Genomic DNA, 21,421 nt, shown 5'->3' on the forward strand with positions numbered 1-21,421 from the left:
GCTCCTCCTCTTATTATTCATCTTCCTTTAGTTCTTTATCATTAATATCCCAGGAAAAATTATCTTCTTCAGTAAATATTTCCTCAGCGATTGTAGGTACATTCTCAGTTGGGGGGATACTTTCTTCAATCTCGCTAGATCTCACAGCACTAACTTCGTCATAATTTAGCTCATGGCTTTCCTCTTCGGAAGATGCTTGATACTGTTCAAATTCGGCCTCTGTTAGACTATCTTCAATTACGAATGAACGATTATAAGATTCTTCTACCGGCGCTACTTCCGGTACCAATAAATTACGTTCTCGTTCTTTAGCTTCATCAAAGACAACAGAGGTATCTTTCCCTGGTTCTTTTTTTATTAATTTGGAGACAAAACTAATGCCTATATTTTTATTGGGCTCTTCATCTTCATTATGTCCAGGAACATTAACGACCTGGATAGCGTATTTGTCGTTTTTTATTCCAGGGACGCAATTAAATGACAACGAATTAACAAGATTCCCCCTGATAAAACTTTTTATGGGCGTATCAAGTTTAATAATATCACCTTCCGATAATGACATTAGTTCCTTCATCGATATTTCAGTAGTTCCCACTTCAACATTAAATTTTATTTTTATTTTTTGCTGTGTACTTTTCTTTAGTTCAATGGTCCTTCTCTTTGCCTTCTTTTCATTAGCTTCGTATCTACGTATTAGTTCAATAATAGATTCTCTGCCATAACCAAAAATTATCGAACCGGGATTATTATTTCCAATCGCTACTTTACCCTCAAACATAACATAGGAGCTCTGATGATTTAATGACAAATCTTCTTTATTGCCATTAATAACTTCCGTAACTTTTATCTTCGTGTTATCAATATCCCAGAATGCAAGGAAAGGGGATAAAATATATTCAGTTATCTTCTCAAATAATTTCTGCTCTATCTGGGAAAGATTTTCTTCAGACATCTGTCCAGCCCCGCCAAGACTTCTATCCACTAGTATATTAGCAATGATATTCTTGAAATAAAGACAAAATGTAAAGTTATCTTCTATAGTTACCGATACTTGGAAAAAATCTTCGCCCAATTGCTCTTCAACGTTCTTATATACTATTTGGAGCACATCAACAGAATATAATTCAACTTTAAGTTTAAAGGTTTTGATTAGATAGTCCGTTAGTTTCTCAAATCCAACATAATGCATTTTATGAGATTGAACAAGCTCTTCTCTTGATAGCCGATCAAATTTTGAAATTCCAACCGCCCCTACCTTTACATCTTTCGAAATATCTTCAGGCAAATAGAGCGTCCAATCACCAATTTCAGGGGTAAGCAATATTTTTCTCTTATTAATCAATGTACCGATTCTCCTGTCTATGAACCTAGTTGCTTAGTAATAGCTTCGATTTGCTGACTCGCCATTTTTATAGCCGTTAGGCTTGCCGACATCGCTCTTTGCACTCCAAGAGCATCCAGCGTTTCTCCGATATAAAAAACGTTCGATTTCTCTTGAGAGTTTGCATAGATTTCCCCGTAGCCTTCATTCGCTAATTTGTAGGGTAAAGGTTTGCCAGATGACAAGGTTTCTTTAAAGGTAGTGCCATCATGTTGCAGCAATCCTGAGCGATTTGAAAATGTCGTAAGTGCCAATTGGTATGTTTGTGTCACCTGAGGCAAGACAGTCCCGGCATCCTTAGCTGTTTTATAGGAAGAATAATTATTAATCAACACACCAGATTTACTCTGATACTGAAACCCCAAATCAGTGTACCCTTCCGACTTAATAGGGACCAACTCAGAGGTGATAGGGTTCCCATCGCCACCAATCTTATATCCAAAGACTTTTCTACCTTTGGGATCCACCAAAAAACCGCTATCATTTATTTCAAAGTCGCCGGCCCGAGTATATAAATATCCACCGTCGTCTCCTTCGGTAATAAACAGCCCGCTCCCTAATACAGCGGCAGACAATGGACCGCCTTCCTTAATATCGCCTTGTTCAAAGTTAACCTTAACTCCAGAAATAGCAACACTAGATCCAGCTTGGTTGGGATTCGATCCGCCAGTATTTCGGAGGCTATCGCCGCTGCTACCCTGGGAAAGAACTTGGTTGAAAACCGTTTCAAAAGAATATTCGAGGCCTTTATAACCAGGCGTTTCAACCTGACCCATATTCGCAGAACTTACTCGCAAAGCGTAATCGTAGGCTCGCATTGCATTTTTTCCATTTGTCATAACATCTAAAAGTGACATAGCGAATCCCCTTCTTTGATAAGATTAGGATAAACAGTTTACCCTTTACGAGAAGTTTCGTTCCTATGAAATACCTACAATATCATCCAACGTAACTTTTTCATCACCGACGAGTAAATATGGCGCGCCATCGTTAATAACAACCTTCTGGGCAACACCCTTTTTCAGATCTTGATTATAATCAAATACTTTGAATTCTATTGTTTTACCAATTAAAGCACTATAGGTGTTTAATTGATAAAGCTTTTCAATTGTGGGATCAACAGTTGAAGATGAAAACAAGCTGTTTTGCTGAGGTATTAACGAACTCAGGCTATTATTCCCAGCAGAATAGGGTGACATACCTAAATCAAAATTATTATCATCATTACCGCCAATACCACTACTGCTATCACTAGTAACATCTGCCAACATTTTGTTAAAAGATTGTTGAAAATATAAATTTGCATACCCGCTTTGGTCGGTACCCTTCTTATTGTCAGGAGAAAACATGCTATTACTTAACGGTAAGCCCATAAAAGTGTCTATCACAACTATTCTCCTAGGTAATATGATTAATTAAATTATTATTTTTATAAAAAAAACAAGTTTGATCCGGGGTCATCTCTTCATAATTATCGTTGTCTATTTGGGATAGGGTTGAGAACGTTTTAGTAGTTCCTTCTCTATTACTTCCCTGAAAATGATTATTTACAGAAACTGAAAGCTCACCGACTGATATATTTAGTTTTTCAAGTTCTTTAAGTAAATTGTTCGAATTATTCTTAAAAAAACTTTCCTGATCTAAATCAACACTAATACTTATATTGACTTTACCATCCACCATTTTTATTGTCAAATTTATATTTCCCAAGTCTTTTGGGGATAATGCAATTTTTATTGAGCTGAAATTCATCTTACAAGCTTTTATTTGTTCAGCAAGCTTATTTGCAAAACTATTAATATTTAATGGCATATTTTCTGGCATTTGGATAATAAATTGAGGAACAAAACTATTTGTAAGACTTTGAGAAATCCAATCGGATTTAATATTACGAGAAGAAAACTTATTTAGAATTGTAAGATCATATTTGTTATTATCTTCTGTTTTATTTTTTTCAATACCCTTTTCAGTTGGAGATACTTGTTCGTTTAATTGATTCTCGGACTCATAATTATTAGAGAAAGCATCGCTGCCAGTTAACTGTACATCAGAAAAATGCTGATCCCACTGCATTATATTCCCAAAAGGAGAGTACGGCATCGGGGGCTCATTGCTGGGTTTCTTTTTTTGCTGTAATTCTTTTTGTGCCTGCCTAAGTTCAGCATCAAATCGAGGTTCGGAGGCATCGCCAGAAGATTTATTTTCTGCTATCGAATTTTGTGCGTTATCTACGCTATTAATGCTTATATTATTTAACATCCAACAATTTCTTCATTCTTAAAAAAATGAGAGATCTCTCTTTGCGCTGACTCAAAAGAATCCGATCCATGTATTATATTCTGTTGATTCGACATGGAATAATCTCCTCGGATTGTACCAGGCGCTGCGTCGGCGGAATTAGTTTTCCCCATCATGGCCCTGGCAATTGAAATAACATTCGGGCTTTCAAGTACCATGGCGAGAACTGGTCCGGAGGTGATAAACGATATAAGTTCATCGTAAAAACTTTTCCCAACATGCTCGGCATAATGTATCGCAGCAAAACTTTCCGATAATATCATCATTTTCATAGCGACAATTTTAATATTTCTTTGTTCAAATCTATTAATAATGCTGCCACTGAGACCTCGACTGACAGCGTCAGGCTTAATCATAACAAATGTTCGCTCCATTTCATCCTCCGCCTTACCAAGATTTTACCCACTCTCATGATAACATAAACTTATTATTATAGACTATTCACAAAACTCTAAAGATATAGGAGTAGAAAAAAACATTTATTCACGTTTTTTAGGAGCTTAGGGCAGACAATACCGTTGGTTTCTCAAGGGTAGAAGACTAATATATGGATGAAATAATCTTTTCAGCAGCAGAGATAGCCCTCATTACCTGTGAACGCCCAGTGCCTCCAGGTATTTCCCGTGCTTTGATGGATGCTTCCGGTGAAAGGAGATCATCCAGATCATCCGGCAAGCTGATATCTTTGGGTATAAACAAGTAAAGTTCTTCAACTGTCAGCTCATCTAAATACTTTTCATTATCTTCACAATACTTAACAAGATTCCCGACTATACGGTGAGAGTCTCGAAACGGAACACCCTGGCAGCTCAAAAAATCAGCGAAATCCGTGGCTCCGGCAAATCCTTCTCTCGACTGGCTATAAAGGTGCTCCCGATCAACCTTTATGGTTTCAACCATGGCTGTAAACGCTGGAAGTACCAGAGACAAGGTATCGATTGTGTCGAATAGCGGTTCTTTGTCCTCTTGAAGATCCCTATTATAGGTAAGAGGAAGCCCTTTCATGATAGTGAGCATAGCCATCAAATCGCCATAGACCCGTCCAGTCTTACCTCTTGTCAACTCTGCCACGTCAGGATTACGTTTCTGCGGCATAATGCTACTTCCGGTTGTAAAGGCGTCATCAATTGAAATATAACGAAACTGTGCAGAGAGCCAGAGAATAATTTCCTCCGAAAACCGGCTCAAATGCATCATTAATATTGACGCGGACGATAAAAATTCAATAGCGAAATCCCTATCACAAACTGCATCCATACTATTTGCTGAATATGAAGTAAATTCAAGTTCTTTCGCCAAAAACTTCCGGTCCTGGCAAAATGTACTTCCGGCTAGTGCTGCAGATCCAAGAGGCAAACTATCCATACGAGTCAAACAATCTGTGAACCGCTGCCGATCTCTTTGTAACATCTCAAAGTACGCCATCATATGATGAGAAAAAAGGACCGGCTGCGCTATTTGTAAATGAGTAAACCCCGGCATAATAATATCAATATTATTCTTGGCAAGGGCAAGAAGGACTTTTTGCAGGTCTAATATTAAAAGAACGATAAGATGAATTTCTTTTTTGAGATAAAGACGTAAATCCGTGGCAATCTGATCATTTCGGCTTCGCCCGGTATGGATCTTTTTCCCGAGCTCGCCAATCCTTTCCGTAAGAAGATACTCTACATTCATATGAATATCTTCCAGATCTTCACGAAATTCAACATTTCCGGATTCTATGTCTGCAATAATTTCATCAAGTGCTTCAATTACTATCGTTAACTCTTTTTGAGAAATAATACCGATTTTTTCCAAGGCTTTCGCATGTGCTTTCGAGCCAATAATATCGACTCTATACAGACGGTAATCAAAACTTATTGATTCTGTCAAATGCTCTACCAGCTCATTTGGAGAAGAGGAAAATCTCCCACCCCATAGTTTTGGGTTTATAAAACTGTCCATTTATTTTTTCTTTCTTAAGAGAGCGTCAACTTTCAGTGGCAATCCAAATAATTTTATGAACCCAATTGCATCCTTCTGATTATATATCTCGTCTTGTGAGAATGTAGCGAGTTCTTCATGATAAAGAGAATACGGAGATTTGACTCCGGCAAGAATTACATTTCCCTTATAAAGCTTAAACCTGACCACACCGGTTACATACTCTTGAGTCTTTGTCACAAAAGCATCCAGGGATTCCCTGATTTGAGTAAACCATTGCCCATTATAAACTAGGTCAGCATATTTTAGAGCAATTTGCTGTTTGTAATGATAGGTCTCTTTATCAAGAACAAGAGATTCTATCGCCTGGTGAGCCGCATACAGAATGGTTCCGCCAGGCGTCTCATAGACACCTCGGGATTTCATTCCGACAAGCCTGTTTTCTACAAGGTCGATCTGCCCAACACCATGTTTTCCACCAATGCCGTTCAACGTCGCAACGATATTAAACGGACTTAACTTGTTGCCATTAACAGCGACAGGATTCCCTTTTTCAAACTCTATCTCAACATATTCCGCCTGGTCCGGAGTTTTTTCCAACGGTGAGGAAATTGCCCATAACCTATCGAGTGGCGAATTCCAAGGGTCTTCAAGTTCTCCGCCTTCGTGGCTGACATGCCAGATATTTCGATCTTCGCTATAAATTTTCTCTTTGGTTACGGTAAGCGGGATATTTCTTGCTTCTGCATAAGCAATGGCATCTTCTCTTGATCTGAGTGTCCATCGATCATCTTTCCAGGGAGCGATAATCTTTATATGTGGATTAAGGGCCATATAGGTTAACTCAAAGCGGACCTGATCATTACCTTTTCCGGTTGCACCGTGAGATACTGCATCAGCGCCCTCTTTTTCAGCAATTTCAATCTGTTTCTTAGCGATTAACGGTCGCGCAAAAGAAGTCCCGAGTAAATATTTATCCTCATAAATTGCACCAGCGCGAAGGGTCGGGAATATATAATCCCGAACAAATTCTTCTTTTAGGTCTTCAATATATATTTTACTAGCTCCGGTCTTAATTGCTTTTTCGTTAAGTGGATCGAGTTCTTCTCCTTGACCCACATCAGCAGCAAACGCGATAACTTCACAACCATAATTTTCTTTAAGCCAAGGGATAATGACTGAAGTATCAAGACCTCCGGAATACGCTAATACAACTTTTTTCACGCTACTCATGGTTCTTTACTCCTTATCTTTCTTCATAAGTTTAACCAATACAGCTTTTTGAGCATGTAACCGGTTCTCCGCCTGATCAAAAACCACGGACTGCTGCCCATCAATAACTTCGTCAGTAATCTCTTCACCACGATGCGCAGGCAAGCAATGCATTACAATGGCATCTTTTTTTGCAAAACTCAGCAACCTGGAATTAATTTGATAGGGCAAAAAAGCTTTCTTACGATCTTCTTTTTCATCTTCATGCCCCATGCTTGTCCATACATCGGTATAAATAACATCAGCACTTTTTACCGCTTCTTCGGGACTATCAATTATCAGGATATTATTCTTCGTATTTTTTTTCACAAACTCCAAAACTTCCTTCTCCGGAAAATACTTCTCCGGGCACGCCACTCTTAAGGTTATTCCAAATCGAACAGCTACCCCGATCAAAGATTGAAGGACATTATTTCCATCACCGACATAGGAGAGTACGATATCATTTCTCTTCCCTTTCTTTTCGAAAATGGTCATAATATCAGCCAGTGCCTGGCAAGGATGGTTGAAATCTGTAAGTCCGTTTATTACTGGAAAAGTTGCATGTGAAGCAAACTCTTCCACCATTTCGTGAGAAAAAGTACGCATAACCGCCCCGTCTACATATCTTGAAAGCGTTCTTGCGACGTCTGCTATGGACTCTCTGCCGCCAAGCTGAATTGAGGAGGGTTCCAAGTTAATAGAATATCCACCTAATTGATGTATAGCAACATCAAAAGAAACACGAGTTCTATTTGAAGGTTTTTCAAAAAACATAGCAAGCGCTTTGCCTGCAAGCAAGGAAGGATATTGGCCTTTTTTTGATAGTTCTTTAAGCTCATTGGCTAAATCGAGGATGTCGGAGAGCTCTTCTGTTGTAAAATCAAGAATACTGAGAAAGTTCTTTCTCATCAAAAATGTCCTTTCTTAGGATTTAATCATCGTACCAATACCAAAATCTGTAAATACTTCCAAGAGTAAACTATGGGGAATCTGTCCATTAATAATATGAATTTTTTCGATTCCGGCATTTATTGATGCTATAGCACATTTTATTTTAGGGATCATTCCGCCAGTTATAATGTTCTGGTCAATCAGGTCCTGTGCTTTCTCAGTTGTTAGTTTTGACAACACTTTGCCATCCTTCATAACACCGTCAACATCAGTCAGCAAAAAGAGCTTGGATGCATTAAGCTTAGAAGCAATCGCACAAGCAACCGTATCAGCATTTATGTTATAGCTCTGACCATTTTCGTCTTCACCAATCGACGAAATTATCGGGGTAAATCCAGACTGGATCAGCGTAGTAAGAATTTCCGGATTGATCTTTGTCACATCTCCAACGAATCCGAGATCAATGTTTTTATCATTAATCTTCTTTTCTGCCATTATCAGCTTTCCATCTCTTCCGCTAAGACCAACAGCTTTTCCGCCATAACGATGGAACAAGGATACCAATTCCTTATTGATTTTCCCGACAAATACCATTTCAGCCAGCTCTACTGTCTCCTGGTCAGTAACTCGAAGCCCTTCGATGAAAACAGTTTCTTTATTGATTTTCTTCAACCAATGAGTTAACTCCGGACCGCCGCCGTGAACGACAACAGCATTAATACCAACGTATTTCAATAAAACAATATCTTGAATCACTTTTCTTTTCAGCGATTCATCTATCATCGCATTGCCACCATATTTGATAACAAAGGTTTTGCCCGAATATTTTTCAATATACGGCAAGGCCTCGATAACTACATTTGCTCTTTCAATTAATCTTTCCATATTCAGTTCAACACCTCTTTGATAAAGAGTTCAGCACGTTTTATTCAAAACATAAAACGATTCCAACTGCTTTGAAACAAATAAATAATCTCGCACCAGCACCCATAAGAAAATTCGTCATTCCGGGCTCGCTTGTATGTGAAATAGCTACTTTAATATCTGGGAAGAGTAAACTGCAATGGCAAACGGCCATCAATTGTAGGCGGTATTAATCTTAATATAATCCTCTGTCAAATCACAGCCCCAACCCGTAGCACTCTCTTCGCCTAACCCAAGAGATATATTAATCGTTATTTCTTTTTGTTGCAAATATTTTTTTAATTCCTCTCGGGAAAAATTGTTGATTACCCCTTTTTCGACAATAGCAAATGTACCCATCGAGAGTGAGATAGTCTCAGAGGAGATTCCTTCAATGCAGGTTTTTCCTACTGCCATCATAAACCTTCCCCAGTTAGGGTCAGCCCCATAGATTGCAGTTTTTATAAGCGGCGAATTAATAATCGATTTTATTATTACTCGGGCATCTCGTTTGGTTGCAGCACCAGAAACAGTAATCTCCATTACTTTCGTAACACCTTCACCATCTCTGACAATTTCTTTGGCAAGATAGGTACAGAGCTCCCGCAGTGTATGCGAAAAGTTCAATTTTGATTGTTCGCTTAAGGCCTCATAATCGACTTCACTAGCACCATTCGCTATCGCCAATACCATATCATTCGTGCTTGTATCTCCATCAACAGAAATCATGTTAAAAGTATCATCAACTATACCGGTAAGTATATTTTGTAATGCAGCTGCGGTTATTCTGATATCCATACAAATGAACCCGAGCATTGTCGCCATATTCGGCTCTATCATGCCTGACCCTTTTGAAATTCCGGTAAAAGAGACTTGTTTTTCGTCAACCGCTATCGTCTTTGACATGATTTTCGTTCTTAGATCCGTTGTCAAAATCGCTTCAGCAAAATCATGAGGATCTTCACATAAGTGAGATTTCAAATTGGACAGTGCCTTTTTGATAGTATCCTTCGGAAGAGGAACGCCAATGACACCAGTTGAGGTATACGCTACATAGTCTCCAGGGACAGCAAGAACACCAGACAATGCATCCGCAACTTCAAGGCAATCATTGTAGCCCTTCTCTCCGGTAAATGCATTTGCGTTACCGGAATTAACCAGAATTGCCTGAGCTTTTCCGTTCGCAATTATTTTCCGGCAATATTTCACCGGAGCAGCATAGATCTTATTTCTTGTTGTAACTCCGGCAATTACTGCAGGATACTGAGAAAAAATCAGGCCTAAATCTTTCTTGTTTTTTTTAATGCCGGCACTAATGCCTGAGAATAAAAACCCTTTTGCCACCGAGATCAAATCCCCTTAATTGTCTTATTTTAATTTTACCATTTGAATTCCATCTATATATTCTTCTAATTCAATAGTATCTTTCACAAAAATATTATTAAGAATTTCTTTCATTCGTTGCAGTTGCTCTTCAATATCACTGACAAAATAAAACTGTTCTCCTTCATTTCGGAAAAATTTCAAGACAATTTGAGCATCTGAAAGAGCTGCCGCCAAAGGATTTCGCAGTTCATGATGAATTCCAACCATCAACTGACCAACAAGTGAAATCTTTTCTTGTTCTAAAATTGTCTGATGAGCATTATAAAGTTCAGTATTAACTTTTTGCAATGATTGATTTTGAATAGTCAGCTTATCAAACAAATATTTCACACGGACCATCGCATTAACTCGGGCAACAAGTTCTTGCTCCCGAAAAGGTTTTGATACATAGTCATCAGCCCCTTCGTTCAAGCCAGTGACAATATCATCGCCTTCGGCTTTAACAGTTATCAGAATAACAGGGATCTTATTGTATTTTTCATCATTTTTTAACACTCTCAACACTTCATATCCATCCATCTTCGGCATGATAATGTCAAGCAGGATAACATCAGGATTTACTTCTTCAACCTTTTGAAGGGCAACCTCACCATTATCAGCTTCATAAACGGTGAAACCATGATGCTTAAGGATCTGAGAACATTTCATTCTCATTGTTGAAGAGTCATCTACCACCAATATTGTTGACATTCCCGATACCTCAACACCATAATTATTTTTTGTCTTTAAAGCTTTTTTCCATCCATCTTTCATCAAAAGAGTCGCACTAGAAGATATCGAAATTTTCCGGTTTGCTATTTTTCTTAATCTGTATCATCTTTGTTCCGTCAACATAATCAATGACTTCTACCAAGTCCATCTCTTTGATCTGGTCGAGAATATCCCGGATCTTCTTGGCTTGATCTTCAATATCCCCTAAAAATCCCCGACCTTCCTCGGGCAATTCAAAATGGCGAAGAAGTATTTGGGAGTTAGCAAGAACAGCAGTTAATGGATTCCTGATTTCATGATGGATACCAACCATCAATTGACCGATTAAAGCAACTTTTTCTTGTTGCCGTAACTTATCTTTCGTATTTTTTAATTCTAAATTGGTTAATTCCAATTCTTTATTTTTTTCTTTCACTTTATCATAAAGTGTTTTAATGCGAAGCATGGCAGCAATTCTAGCTTTTAGCTCAGGCTCTTTAAATGGCTTCACTATGTAATCGTCGGAACCATAGGTAAGACCTTTGACAATATCATCTTTGCTAGCCATTGTGGTAACAATAATTACGGGGATTTCTGGATGGCGTTCTTTTATTTGCCTACATGCAGAAAAACCATCGAGCTTTGGCATGACTACATCGAGTAGAACAACATCGGGACAAACCTCTTCTACAAGCTGGATTGCAGTTTCTCCGTTATCTGCTTCAAAAAGCTCAAAATTTTCTTCTTCTAGTATCTTTCGACACTTCATTCTAATAAACGGTGAATCATCAACAATTAAAATTTTTGACATATAACTCTCCTAAGGACAAATTGCAATTTTTGATTAATACATAGACTCAGGAACCCAGAATTGCTATTGTCATTCCCTATGCAGTTCCTTTTATTATAGTATCAATTACTGACATTAGCACATTTACTTATTTATTGTACCAGCATACCCCAGCAAAACACAATTATTTGTTCCACTGCCCTTTTCAAGAAGGCTATCTGATAAACTATCGGCTTATCAAGCAAAACATATATGGTGCTACCCTCATATATGGAAAGAACTAAGAGTTTTTAAAAGGCTGTTACCCATTAATAAATCTCTATATTTACTTTATTATCATATATCGTTTTAAGATATCTTTCAATCTTCGGAAGCACATGAATTTCTGACTGGTAATGCCCCATGTCCAATAGCGAAATCCCCAAAGACTCCGCCAATATTTCATCATGATAGTTAATATCCGCAGTTACATAAATATTAAGTCCTAATTTGGATACTTTTGTGATTAAGTCTGCTCCACTCCCACCGCACAAGGCGACAGCATCAACCATATCATTTTTTTTATATCCTTTTACAGTAGCATTAATCCTGGATGCAAGATCAGTCATAGCAACTGGGACAGAAATTTTACCCCATCTTCCTAATCCGTACCTGGTTCCTTTCTGATGGAGAGGGATAACGTCATAGGCAACCTCTTCATAAGGATGAACTTTGATCATTGCCGAGACTACTTTATCAATATCCGGCTCCTTTACAATACTCTCGAATCTGACTTCAGGGACGAGCTCACGCTTTCCTCTCTCACCAATAAATGGATTAGAATTTTCTTCCGGTTTAAACGTCCCTTCTCCCTTTAACATGAAACTACATTCGGAGTAGTTTCCGATGTAGCCAGCCCCGGCCTGAAACACTGCCTTTGTTACTATCTCCAAATATTTTTCAGGGACATAAACGACGAGCTTAAACAACGCGTCGTAGGCTGTTTGTGAGAGTACTTTCAGTGATCCCGGTTCCATGCCGATATACTCGGCCAAAGCGTCATTAACTCCCCCGGGAATGATATCCAAATTTGTGTGCATTACAAAAACTGAAATTTCTTTTCGTATAAGGTCCCTTATCAGCCTCTGACCCGGATTATCCTCGGTAATCGCAGTGACTGGTTTAAAAATAAGCGGGTGATGAGAGATGATCAAATCTACATTCCGGTCGATCGCGTGCCGGACGGCTTTCTCATCAACGGTAAGTGTGATAAGGATATTAGAAATATCCTGTGACTTATCGCCTATGTTTAACCCAACATTATCCCAATCCCGAGCCAATATAGGAGGCGCAAATTTATTTAGATTTTTGATTATGCTTTCCAGTTTCAAAAAGCACCTCCGTTGATCTAAGCGTCTCTTCTGCAAAATTGTCAGTCATCAAAGCGATATAATCTCCAATCTGTCGAATAAAGCTTGTATGCTCATCAAATTTGCTAGCATCTTGCGGGAAAAGTTTCGGATATTCAGAAAAAGCTTGAAACAGTTCCCGTATTATTCGAGCTCCCTTTTGATTCATGATTTCTACATCCGGATGCTTATAGAAATTCTTATATAAATATTTCCTTAATATTTCATTCTTTTCTTTCATCTGAGAAGAAAAAGCAACTAAGGACGTTTTGATATCAGCCGCCGAGGAGATATTCTTTGACTCAATGAGCGCGCGAGCTGTCGTGTACACATCAACAACCTGCATCCCGATAAGAGTAGAAATATTCAGCCGATGCAGCTCCTTCGCCGTAATATTCGTATACTTGTCGCGATTAATCCGCGACGCTTCTTTCCAAAGCTCTATATCTCGCTCCAGCTCAGCCATAGAGATGATCCCGGAAGTAATGCCATCATCCAGATCATGGTTATTATAAGCGATTTCATCAGCGATATTAACAACCTGGGATTCCAGACTCATAATCAATGTCCGGTGACTTTCGGTATATTCGGTCTTATCATAAGGGGTCTTGTGCTTTATCAATCCATCGAGTATTTCAAAGCTGATATTAAGCCCCGGGAAATTAGGATACCGATGTTCGAGGACTTCAAGTATCCGTCGGCTCTGCCGATTATGCTCGAACCCGCCATCGGATTTTAGCAGTTCATCAAGAACTTCCTCACCAACATGCCCGAAAGGTGTATGCCCCAGATCATGGGCTAGTGCTATCGATTCCACCACATCTTCATTCAGTCGAAGCATTCTACCAATTTGCCTGCTAATTTGGGCAACCTCCAGAGAATGCGTTAACCTGGTTCGATAGTGATCGCCGGTCGATACAATAAATACTTGAGTTTTCTGCTTTAGTCGCCGAAAGGCTTTTGAATGGATAATCCGATCCCTGTCCCGTTGAAAACACGTGCGATACTCGTCAGGCTGCTCATCAAATTTTCTTCCGACCGACAGGCTGCTCTTCAGCGCATAAGGTGCTAGTATTTCTCTCTCCAGGTTTTCAAAATACGTTCTCATTTCTTTTCCTTTATTATCCTATTAAAATGATCGTACCCAAATGTTTCTAACAGCCGCTCGGTTTTATCCGGCCCCTTGATCACTATTGTAGCTTTTTCCTTAGTGATTTTTCCAATATAATAAAAATCTTTTTGCAAATTACCGGCATATTCAGTCGGAGCTGTAAACAGTATCTGATAATCTTCTCCTCCGTTAAGCGCATTCTCTAGAATGGCGTCTTCAGCCAAAGGAATTTCGGCCTCATCAATAACCACGCCAACGTTGCTGCTCTTTGTAATATCGAAAAGACTCCGAGCTAACCCGTCACTGATATCTGTCATTGAGGTAACCCGTATATGGTTAACGATATAGTCAATTTTCTCGACAGGAAGCATTGTGTGGTAATCAGGTCCGATTTCATACTGATGGGCACTCGCACCTCCAAGTTTCCCGGTTACATAAACGTTATCGCCTACTTTGGCACCGGATCTCTTTGCCAGGTTATTTTTATTCACCTTGCCAACAATAGTAATATTAATGACGAGCGGTCCTTTTGTTGAGGTAATGTCTCCGCCTCTTATCTTCACGTTAAAGTATATGCACGCTTCATTCAATCCCAGATATAAATTATCGAAACTTTCTTCTGTGAAGCCTTCCGGTAAAGCAAGCGACACGAATATACTCTCCGGTTTTCCGCCTTTCGCTAAAATATCGCTGACATTGACGGTGACGGCTTTTAGGCCTACTCGATCTAATTGTTTTTCTTGAAATGGAAAATGATTGCCTTCTACCAGCATATCCGTCGAAATAAGCTGATAATGCTGTTCATCAAACGGAGATACGAAACAGTCATCACCGATACCTTCAATTGAAGGATATTTGTCTAATGCACTGAGAAACTTTAATTCTTTCAGTAATTTAGTCATTTTATTTCATAGAACAAAACTCGCCGCACATAGAACAAGCAGAATGTTTTTCAGGGTTCTTCTTTGTTCTGACCTGACGAGCCGTATCTGGGTCAACGGCCAATTTCAGTTGTGTTTCCCAATCAAGGTTTTTCCTTGCCCGGCTCATTTTGTCATCCCAACTTCGGTATTTTCTGTTTTTTGCTACGTCTGCCGCGTGAGCTGCAATACGGCTCACGATAACACCATCCTTAACATCTTGCACTGAAGGTAATCCCAAATGCTCTGCCGGTGTCACATAACAAAGGAAGTCCGCACCAAAAAAAGCTGCCCAGGCTCCGCCAATAGCAGCGGTAATATGGTCATATCCAGGAGCAATATCTGTAACTAATGGACCTAAAACGTAGAAAGGAACTCCATAACATAATTCTTTTTGTAATCGAATATTCGTTTCTATCTGATCGATCGGAACATGACCCGGCCCTTCTACCATGACGGACACGCCTTGATCAAGAGCTTTTTTGGTAAGCTCACCCAAGATAATCAGTTCTTGTATCTGGGCACGATCAGTAGCATCTGCAAGAGATCCCGGACGCAAGCCATCGCCAAGACTGAGGACTACATCGTATTTCTTGGCTATTGAAATCAACCTGTCATAATGCTCAAAAAGCGGGTTTTCTTTTTTGGTTTCCCTAATCCACTTCGCCAGAAAGGAACCACCGCGACTAACCACCCCAGTGAGCCTGTCGGAATCATCAAGCTGCCGAACAACTTCCCTGGTAACACCGCAATGGACCGTAATAAAATCTACCCCGTCTGCGCATTGTTTCTCAATAACCTCGAAGAGTAAATCTTCGTTCATCAGGCGCATATCGCCAAGCTTGGTGTACGCTTCGACCATTGCTTGATAGATCGGGACAGTGCCGACCGGAATAATCGAATGTTTCATTATTTCTTTACGGGTAGCGTCAATACCTGTTCCCGTACTTAGATCCATAAGTACATCGGCACCATTATCCTGTGCTATTTTAAGTTTTTCTATTTCCACCGGAAGGTTATTGCAGAGCTCACTGGTGCCAATATTGGCATTTACTTTCGTTCTTAACCCAACACCGACGCCAGAAGGAATAATCCCATGAATTTTATTCTTTAGGATAACGACCTTTCCTTGCGCTATCAGCGAGCAAAGCTGCGAAGGTTCTATATCTTCTGAAATAGCAATCGTTCTCATCTCTTCAGTAATTATATTCGCCCGGGCTTGTTCTAATTGAGTTTTCACACTGCCACCTCTTTGTTTAAAGTTTAGAGCTGATGCAAAGGAAAGCTTTCGTATTCTCTCTATGTCATTAGAGACAATACGTTAAAACTTATAATCAGCATAATTGCAAGACACTTGCAGTCTACAGCAATTCGCATATTTTGACAATTTAGGATCTAATTCTTTCTTATACAAAAAAAAAGGCTGCCCCCATCTTATTCTGGAGCAGCCTCTCGTTAATGATTGGAAAAATTCATTATACTTCTTTATTTTTCTCAATATCCCAGGAAAGCAATTGAGCAGCTCCTGTGGTTTGATTATCATCATTGTAATCAATAATAAAGCTAAATTTCTCTGTATAGTTAGCTTCTTCAAAATCCTTTGCCAACGAATCCATCAGCATTTCTCGGAAAAACTCATTACCCTTCCGGAACATGCCTTGAGTAATAAAAAAAGTACTCCAGTCCTGTGCCTTACCATCAATTTCCACCTGCAACCCATCGTTATACATTATCACAAAATTTGCCGCCCAAACTTTTGCCATGAATTTGAGGACATCTTCTGTTTCCTGATTTTTTGTTGCTTTATAAAAAGCAACTATTTCTTTAGCACGTGCATTTTTAATATAATCCGTTTCTTCTTGTTCCGTACCAAGTTTGCTGCGATCAAATCCGCTATTAGACCTTATAATTTCCTTAAATTTTTCCATATCTTTATCTTCTTTAATCTGCTGATAAAGCCAGGGAGCGATATTGTCCAGTGACGTTCCTCCGCCAAGCTTTTCAAAATCAAGCCCATTACCACACCAGCGACAAGGGATGCTCTGATGAAAGGCTAGCATATCATTAATAAAACTTTCTGGCATACCCTGCTCAATCGATTTTCTAACGATATTATCAAATTCAGGGATTGCCCGGTCCATCTCGTTGTGGCCATACTCTCCTGCAGATTGCTCCCGTCCAAGTAAAAGTTCCATCGATAAATTGCCAGAGATGTCTCTACTTACTTTTATCTGACACCCGCCGATGCCTGTACCTCCGCCATAACCAGTAATAATTCGAGAACTATCATTTTTAATTTCTTCTGCTATTCTCATAAACTCACTATATCCTGGGGTTTCAGGGTGGTGCTGGATGTCAATAAGTTTCCCGACCAAAGCAGCGATCTCACAGTCAACATCGTTTTGTGGAGATACTGGTATCCCGTAGCGCTTCTCATAATAATCAACTATATTTAAATGTTTAATGCCCTCTACACCATTTGACCGAATCACACCGGTATCCATATGTATATTCCCGGCTATGGTAAAAGCAAACCCTCGAATCCTTTTCTTCATAAAACCATCGACCGTTTCTTTTGTATCTTCTGTTTTTGTTTTATTTTCTTCGTCTATGAATTTACTAATTAATTCTTCAATTACCTGGTCAACCCGCTTAAGCTGTACAGATTGCAAGAACGATATGTCGTCATCAGCTAGACCATCATATTGATCTTTTTTAGCTGCAAGGTTTTGGATTACAGCATCAACTATCCCACAAATTCTACCATGTTCAGCTTCTGTCAATTTTATATTTGACAACAAATCATCAAATTCACTGATAATCTTTTTTCTTATATCCGTAAGTTTTGTAAGGATATCTTTTCGTGCAATAATAGTCCCGTTCTTATTAACCAGCATCAATCGAAAGTTAGTAGCGCCAAATGAAGCAATAATAGAAATATCGGCATCATCTTTAATAAGGTTTGAGGAGATAACTCTCCGATGAATCGCGTCTTCTTTGATTTCTGTCGAATTGGAAGAAAAAAATTGAATTGGCTGATCTGACCGGATCCCTATTGATCCAGGTGCCGCAACGACTTGCTGTGCATCATTAATAAGGAACCGGCTTATTTCTCCGCGGATTTTGGGCGGAAGTTCTAATACGAATTTATTTTCTGACATCAAATTGCTCATTCTAGCAATAAAATAACCGATCTTTTTTATATTTCCACCAGCGTTAATAACCAATCCGGCAACTTTTCCACCAAACACATTCATACTTCCGGTTACTTTTTCAGGAATAATTTCGGTCCCCGATTTATTTTCTCCATCTACACAAGATATCACCTTGAAGTTCACTCGAATCTCTCCTTTTCGAAAATTGATAATTGTATTTTTGATTTATATTAGTATCGAAATGCAAATTCCATTGTTGCAGAATTTCTACATTAATGGAAATAATTATCTTGTTTTAACCTGATAATTAATTGTGGTTGTGCCCTGAGAATCTATTGCTACACTGAACGAAAGTTGGTTCGCATCTTTTTGTACATATTTATGGTTCGAACTTACAACTTCCCAGGAACCATAAAGACTGTCAATAACATCAACGGTCCTTTTCTGCACACTGTTATTTTTAATAACAACTTGAAATGTATCCAGAAACTCGTTAGTAGTTATTTTCTCATGTTTTTTATGAGTTTTCTCACCAGAAAGATCAAAAGATTTTCCGATTGTTAAAGAGATTTCTTCTCCGAGAGTTAAGTTTGGAATATTTACTTTTCCTAGCAAGCTACGACTTGAACTGTTATCGTACACAAAGGCTTCTCCTGCAGGGAAACGCATACCTAATTTATTTTCTTTTGTATTTTTCATAAATAATTTAATGATAGCCCTTTGCTTTTGTACGGAAGGGTATCCACCGGAATAAAAGGAAAAAAGGTATTGTTTCTTAACCGGGATATCGGTTATCTCTCTCCAGCTCAACATTTTTTCCTCTCGTGCCTTAAGGGTAACTAAATATGGGTAAACGAACTTATAATAGTCCCCCAGGGGTTGTTCACCTATATCCTGAGCACTTTCTGGCGCAGCCTTAGCCATCGACATTGCGTATACTCGGTGCTCCTGCTCAAAGTTGATATCCCCGGCTACAAGTTCAACTGACGTATTAGCAAAATCAGCTTTTGTATAATTATTAAGCTTGAAAAAAGCAGAAAAGTCTAAAAGCTCTCTCTTCTCATCAAGATACAGATTATAAATGGCCTTCCAGCCAACCTGGCCAGTTATATAATTAACAGGCACCTGTGTAACTTGCGATTTCCGACTATCAACCGATACCTCAATTACCATAGCTGCGACATTAAAACTCGGAATACTCTCGATAAAGACATTTTTACTCACTGCAATATCTTCTTTCGGATCAAGCAAAACCTTTCCGTGATCATCCACTGCAAGATAATCCCCGGCATAGAGCAAGTCCACATCCCGGTACACTCCGTTATTATAAAGATAGAGCGGTTTTCCCTTCAATCTATTTAACAAATCGGATTTACTTTCGAGGCCCTCGCGATTCTGAATATTCATCTTAGAAATAGAGCGAAGAGAAACTGATTCCGGGAGATCAACAAAAAAACTATTAAAAAAAATCTCTTCCGGTAAATTTTTTATAAAAAAACTCTGAAATCCTGAACGAAACGAAACATCTTTGGCGGCATGGACCTGGGTAATATTATTGGAATATATTACTAGTTTATTTGCAGTATGTGCGTAAGGAAAAACAAGCAGAAATAATACAAACATTATCAATACCCGTTTTTGCATTAACCAATAACCACCTTTGTTCTGATAATCTCCCAACCCTTTTTCTGGGAGATTTTTGCTAATTTGCTGCAAGGATTGACAACAGTTGAATGTCCGACAAGTTCCAGAAGCGGGACATCGGAAATATGATCGGAATACGAGTAACTTTTGTCTAACCGGATATTTTTATCTATAATAATTTGCTTAAGTCGTTGTACTTTTTCTTCACCATAGCAAACCTCTCCTATAATCTCACCGGTATAGTAATTATCTTTAACATTAGGTATTGTTGCAACAGAATAACCAAAACCAAGATACTCAACAATAAGGTCAACAATGGGTGATATCGTAGAAGATACAAAATATACCTGATGTCCCTGCCGATGATGATCTTTAAGTTTTTCGATTATTTCGGCATATAGTTTTGGTTTAATCTTTTCAGCAAAACACTTTCGCAACAACGTATTTGTTGCAGCTATATCCCAATCCTGAGTCATATTCAGCGCATGCGAAAGGACATTAGTAAACTCATGGAGCTTATTCCTTTTATACTGAAAATACCAGAATAATAACCGGATAAAAAAAATAACATTTATTTTCCTTCTAAAAAGAAAATATTGGCCAAAAATCTTGAGTGTCGTACCTTTGACAATTGTATTATCTATATCTACAAAAACTGCGACATTATCCATAAATGTTGACTTAATTATTCCTTTTTTATTATTAAGATATTATGCAGTAGAAATTCCGTAAATGCAAGACAGAGAAAAAAACCGCCCTCAATATTAACGTAATTTCTGCATAAAAACGGCAAAAACAGCTCACAGAGGATTCATTCAAAATTACGAAATCTACAGAAAAGAAATGAGCTTCGAGATACAAACAGCGGCTGTCAAAAAGTAAAGCATGTTGCATATCTGACCACTGGCAGAACACCCACATTTAATTAATTTTTTTGATATGTTCAATGATAAAAACAACAGCTGGCACGCCTATCTAAATTTGCTGCTTGACCAAAAAAGTGGCATAAAAACTGCTTTACCTGGAGAATCAAGAAAGGATGTGAGTTAATATGTTAACCTTATGGAAACCACGGTCACTAGCTAGGATGGAATCACTCTTTGATGATTATTTTCAAGAAAGAGATATAAATAGATATTTGGAGACAAACTTTTCTCCGGATATAGACATTAAAGAAACCCCGAATTCCCTGCTAATAGAAGCCGAGCTGCCAGGGATGGAGAAAAAAGATATAAGGATAACCTACGAGCAAGGAGCACTAAAGATATCTGGGGAAAAGAAAATGGATACCATAGAAGAAAATGAATTGCACCATCGAGTAGAGAGAACCTACGGAAAATTTCAAAGAATCATACCGCTTGATGAGGAATACATAAAACCAGACCAGATAAAAGCTGAGATGATCAATGGCTTACTCAAAATAGAAATGCCTAAAGTTAACGAAACTGTTGGAAAAGAAGTAAATATAGAAGTTAAATAAGAAAAAAGACAGATTTCATAGTTAACTTCGCTAGGTTTAAATTTCTTCTTTACATTAACCCCGTGTTACTCGCGGGGTTAAGATTATAAAAATAGTTTACCAGCTGTTATTTCTCAGAATAATCCGGCTTAATGTTGCTGAATAATCTGGCCGATTCAAAATAAACCGGCCAGATTGAGAATAATTAAAAAGTTTCAGATGCAG

Annotated in this window: 20 protein-coding genes; 1 reads left to right on the forward strand and 19 read right to left on the reverse strand. The window is 38.6% G+C overall.

Going from position 1 to position 21,421, the window contains the following annotated elements; genetic code table 11:
• Positions 1-13: 13 nt before the first annotated feature.
• From DKM50_03120 to DKM50_03210, 19 genes are all read right to left on the reverse strand, one after another.
• Complete coding sequence (locus tag DKM50_03120) at positions 14-1,342, reverse strand: hypothetical protein (protein ID PZM83108.1); 1,329 nt, start codon at positions 1,340-1,342, stop codon at positions 14-16.
• Between the two features lie 17 nt (positions 1,343-1,359).
• Entirely contained in the window at positions 1,360-2,238 is an 879-nt protein-coding gene (locus tag DKM50_03125) for a hypothetical protein (GenBank protein ID PZM83109.1), read from the reverse strand.
• Between the two features lie 63 nt (positions 2,239-2,301).
• On the reverse strand, positions 2,302-2,769 hold the full coding sequence (locus DKM50_03130; GenBank protein ID PZM83110.1) for a hypothetical protein: 468 nt from the start codon (positions 2,767-2,769) through the stop codon (positions 2,302-2,304).
• A gap of 10 nt (positions 2,770-2,779) precedes the next feature.
• On the reverse strand, positions 2,780-3,640 hold the full coding sequence (locus DKM50_03135; GenBank protein ID PZM83111.1) for a hypothetical protein: 861 nt from the start codon (positions 3,638-3,640) through the stop codon (positions 2,780-2,782).
• Positions 3,634-4,053, reverse strand: coding sequence for a nucleoside-diphosphate kinase (locus tag DKM50_03140; GenBank protein ID PZM83112.1), 420 nt, complete (start codon positions 4,051-4,053; stop codon positions 3,634-3,636). The genes DKM50_03135 and DKM50_03140 overlap by 7 nt, the downstream gene beginning before the upstream one ends.
• A 166-nt stretch (positions 4,054-4,219) precedes the next feature.
• Positions 4,220-5,626: an argininosuccinate lyase gene (gene argH, locus DKM50_03145; GenBank protein PZM83113.1), complete on the reverse strand. Its 1,407-nt coding sequence runs from the start codon at positions 5,624-5,626 to the stop codon at positions 4,220-4,222.
• Positions 5,627-6,838, reverse strand: a complete 1,212-nt coding sequence (locus DKM50_03150) for an argininosuccinate synthase (protein PZM83114.1) — start codon at positions 6,836-6,838, stop codon at positions 5,627-5,629.
• A 6-nt stretch (positions 6,839-6,844) separates the two neighbouring features.
• Complete coding sequence (gene argF, locus DKM50_03155; protein PZM83115.1) at positions 6,845-7,768, reverse strand: ornithine carbamoyltransferase; 924 nt, start codon at positions 7,766-7,768, stop codon at positions 6,845-6,847.
• Positions 7,769-7,783: 15 nt separating this feature from the next.
• Positions 7,784-8,635, reverse strand: coding sequence for an acetylglutamate kinase (gene argB, locus DKM50_03160; GenBank protein ID PZM83116.1), 852 nt, complete (start codon positions 8,633-8,635; stop codon positions 7,784-7,786).
• A gap of 192 nt (positions 8,636-8,827) precedes the next feature.
• The gene (locus DKM50_03165; protein ID PZM83117.1) at positions 8,828-10,006 is read right to left on the reverse strand and encodes a hypothetical protein; all 1,179 of its coding nucleotides are present in this window, start codon (positions 10,004-10,006) and stop codon (positions 8,828-8,830) included.
• 15 nt (positions 10,007-10,021) lie between these two features.
• A complete protein-coding gene (locus DKM50_03170) occupies positions 10,022-10,792 on the reverse strand; it encodes a hypothetical protein (protein ID PZM83118.1) in 771 nt (256 codons plus the stop codon).
• A 13-nt stretch (positions 10,793-10,805) separates the two neighbouring features.
• Positions 10,806-11,540, reverse strand: coding sequence for a hypothetical protein (locus DKM50_03175; protein ID PZM83119.1), 735 nt, complete (start codon positions 11,538-11,540; stop codon positions 10,806-10,808).
• Between the two features lie 287 nt (positions 11,541-11,827).
• Positions 11,828-12,934 (reverse strand): Nif3-like dinuclear metal center hexameric protein, encoded by a 1,107-nt coding sequence (locus DKM50_03180; GenBank protein ID PZM83120.1) that lies wholly within the window; start codon positions 12,932-12,934, stop codon positions 11,828-11,830.
• Complete coding sequence (locus DKM50_03185; GenBank protein PZM83121.1) at positions 12,855-14,015, reverse strand: deoxyguanosinetriphosphate triphosphohydrolase; 1,161 nt, start codon at positions 14,013-14,015, stop codon at positions 12,855-12,857. Before DKM50_03185 ends, DKM50_03180 begins: the two co-directional genes overlap by 80 nt.
• The gene (thiL, locus tag DKM50_03190; GenBank protein PZM83122.1) at positions 14,012-14,920 is read right to left on the reverse strand and encodes a thiamine-phosphate kinase; all 909 of its coding nucleotides are present in this window, start codon (positions 14,918-14,920) and stop codon (positions 14,012-14,014) included. The genes DKM50_03185 and thiL overlap by 4 nt, the downstream gene beginning before the upstream one ends.
• A gap of 1 nt (position 14,921) precedes the next feature.
• Positions 14,922-16,130 carry a phosphomethylpyrimidine synthase gene (locus tag DKM50_03195; protein ID PZM83128.1) on the reverse strand — a complete coding sequence of 403 codons (1,209 nt, stop codon included), beginning with the start codon at positions 16,128-16,130 and terminating at the stop codon, positions 14,922-14,924.
• A 283-nt stretch (positions 16,131-16,413) separates the two neighbouring features.
• Positions 16,414-18,276, reverse strand: coding sequence for a hypothetical protein (locus DKM50_03200; GenBank protein PZM83123.1), 1,863 nt, complete (start codon positions 18,274-18,276; stop codon positions 16,414-16,416).
• 102 nt (positions 18,277-18,378) lie between these two features.
• Positions 18,379-19,737, reverse strand: coding sequence for a hypothetical protein (locus DKM50_03205; protein ID PZM83124.1), 1,359 nt, complete (start codon positions 19,735-19,737; stop codon positions 18,379-18,381).
• Positions 19,737-20,408, reverse strand: a complete 672-nt coding sequence (locus tag DKM50_03210) for a hypothetical protein (GenBank protein ID PZM83125.1) — start codon at positions 20,406-20,408, stop codon at positions 19,737-19,739. The genes DKM50_03205 and DKM50_03210 overlap by 1 nt, the downstream gene beginning before the upstream one ends.
• Before the next feature lie 380 nt (positions 20,409-20,788).
• Between DKM50_03210 and DKM50_03215 the strand changes: the two genes are divergently transcribed.
• On the forward strand, positions 20,789-21,217 hold the full coding sequence (locus tag DKM50_03215; protein ID PZM83126.1) for an Hsp20/alpha crystallin family protein: 429 nt from the start codon (positions 20,789-20,791) through the stop codon (positions 21,215-21,217).
• The last annotated feature ends 204 nt before the right edge of the window (positions 21,218-21,421 follow it).

The organism is Candidatus Margulisiibacteriota bacterium (assembly GCA_003242895.1).
Classification (GTDB): domain Bacteria; phylum Margulisbacteria; class Riflemargulisbacteria; order GWF2-39-127; family GWF2-39-127; genus GWF2-39-127.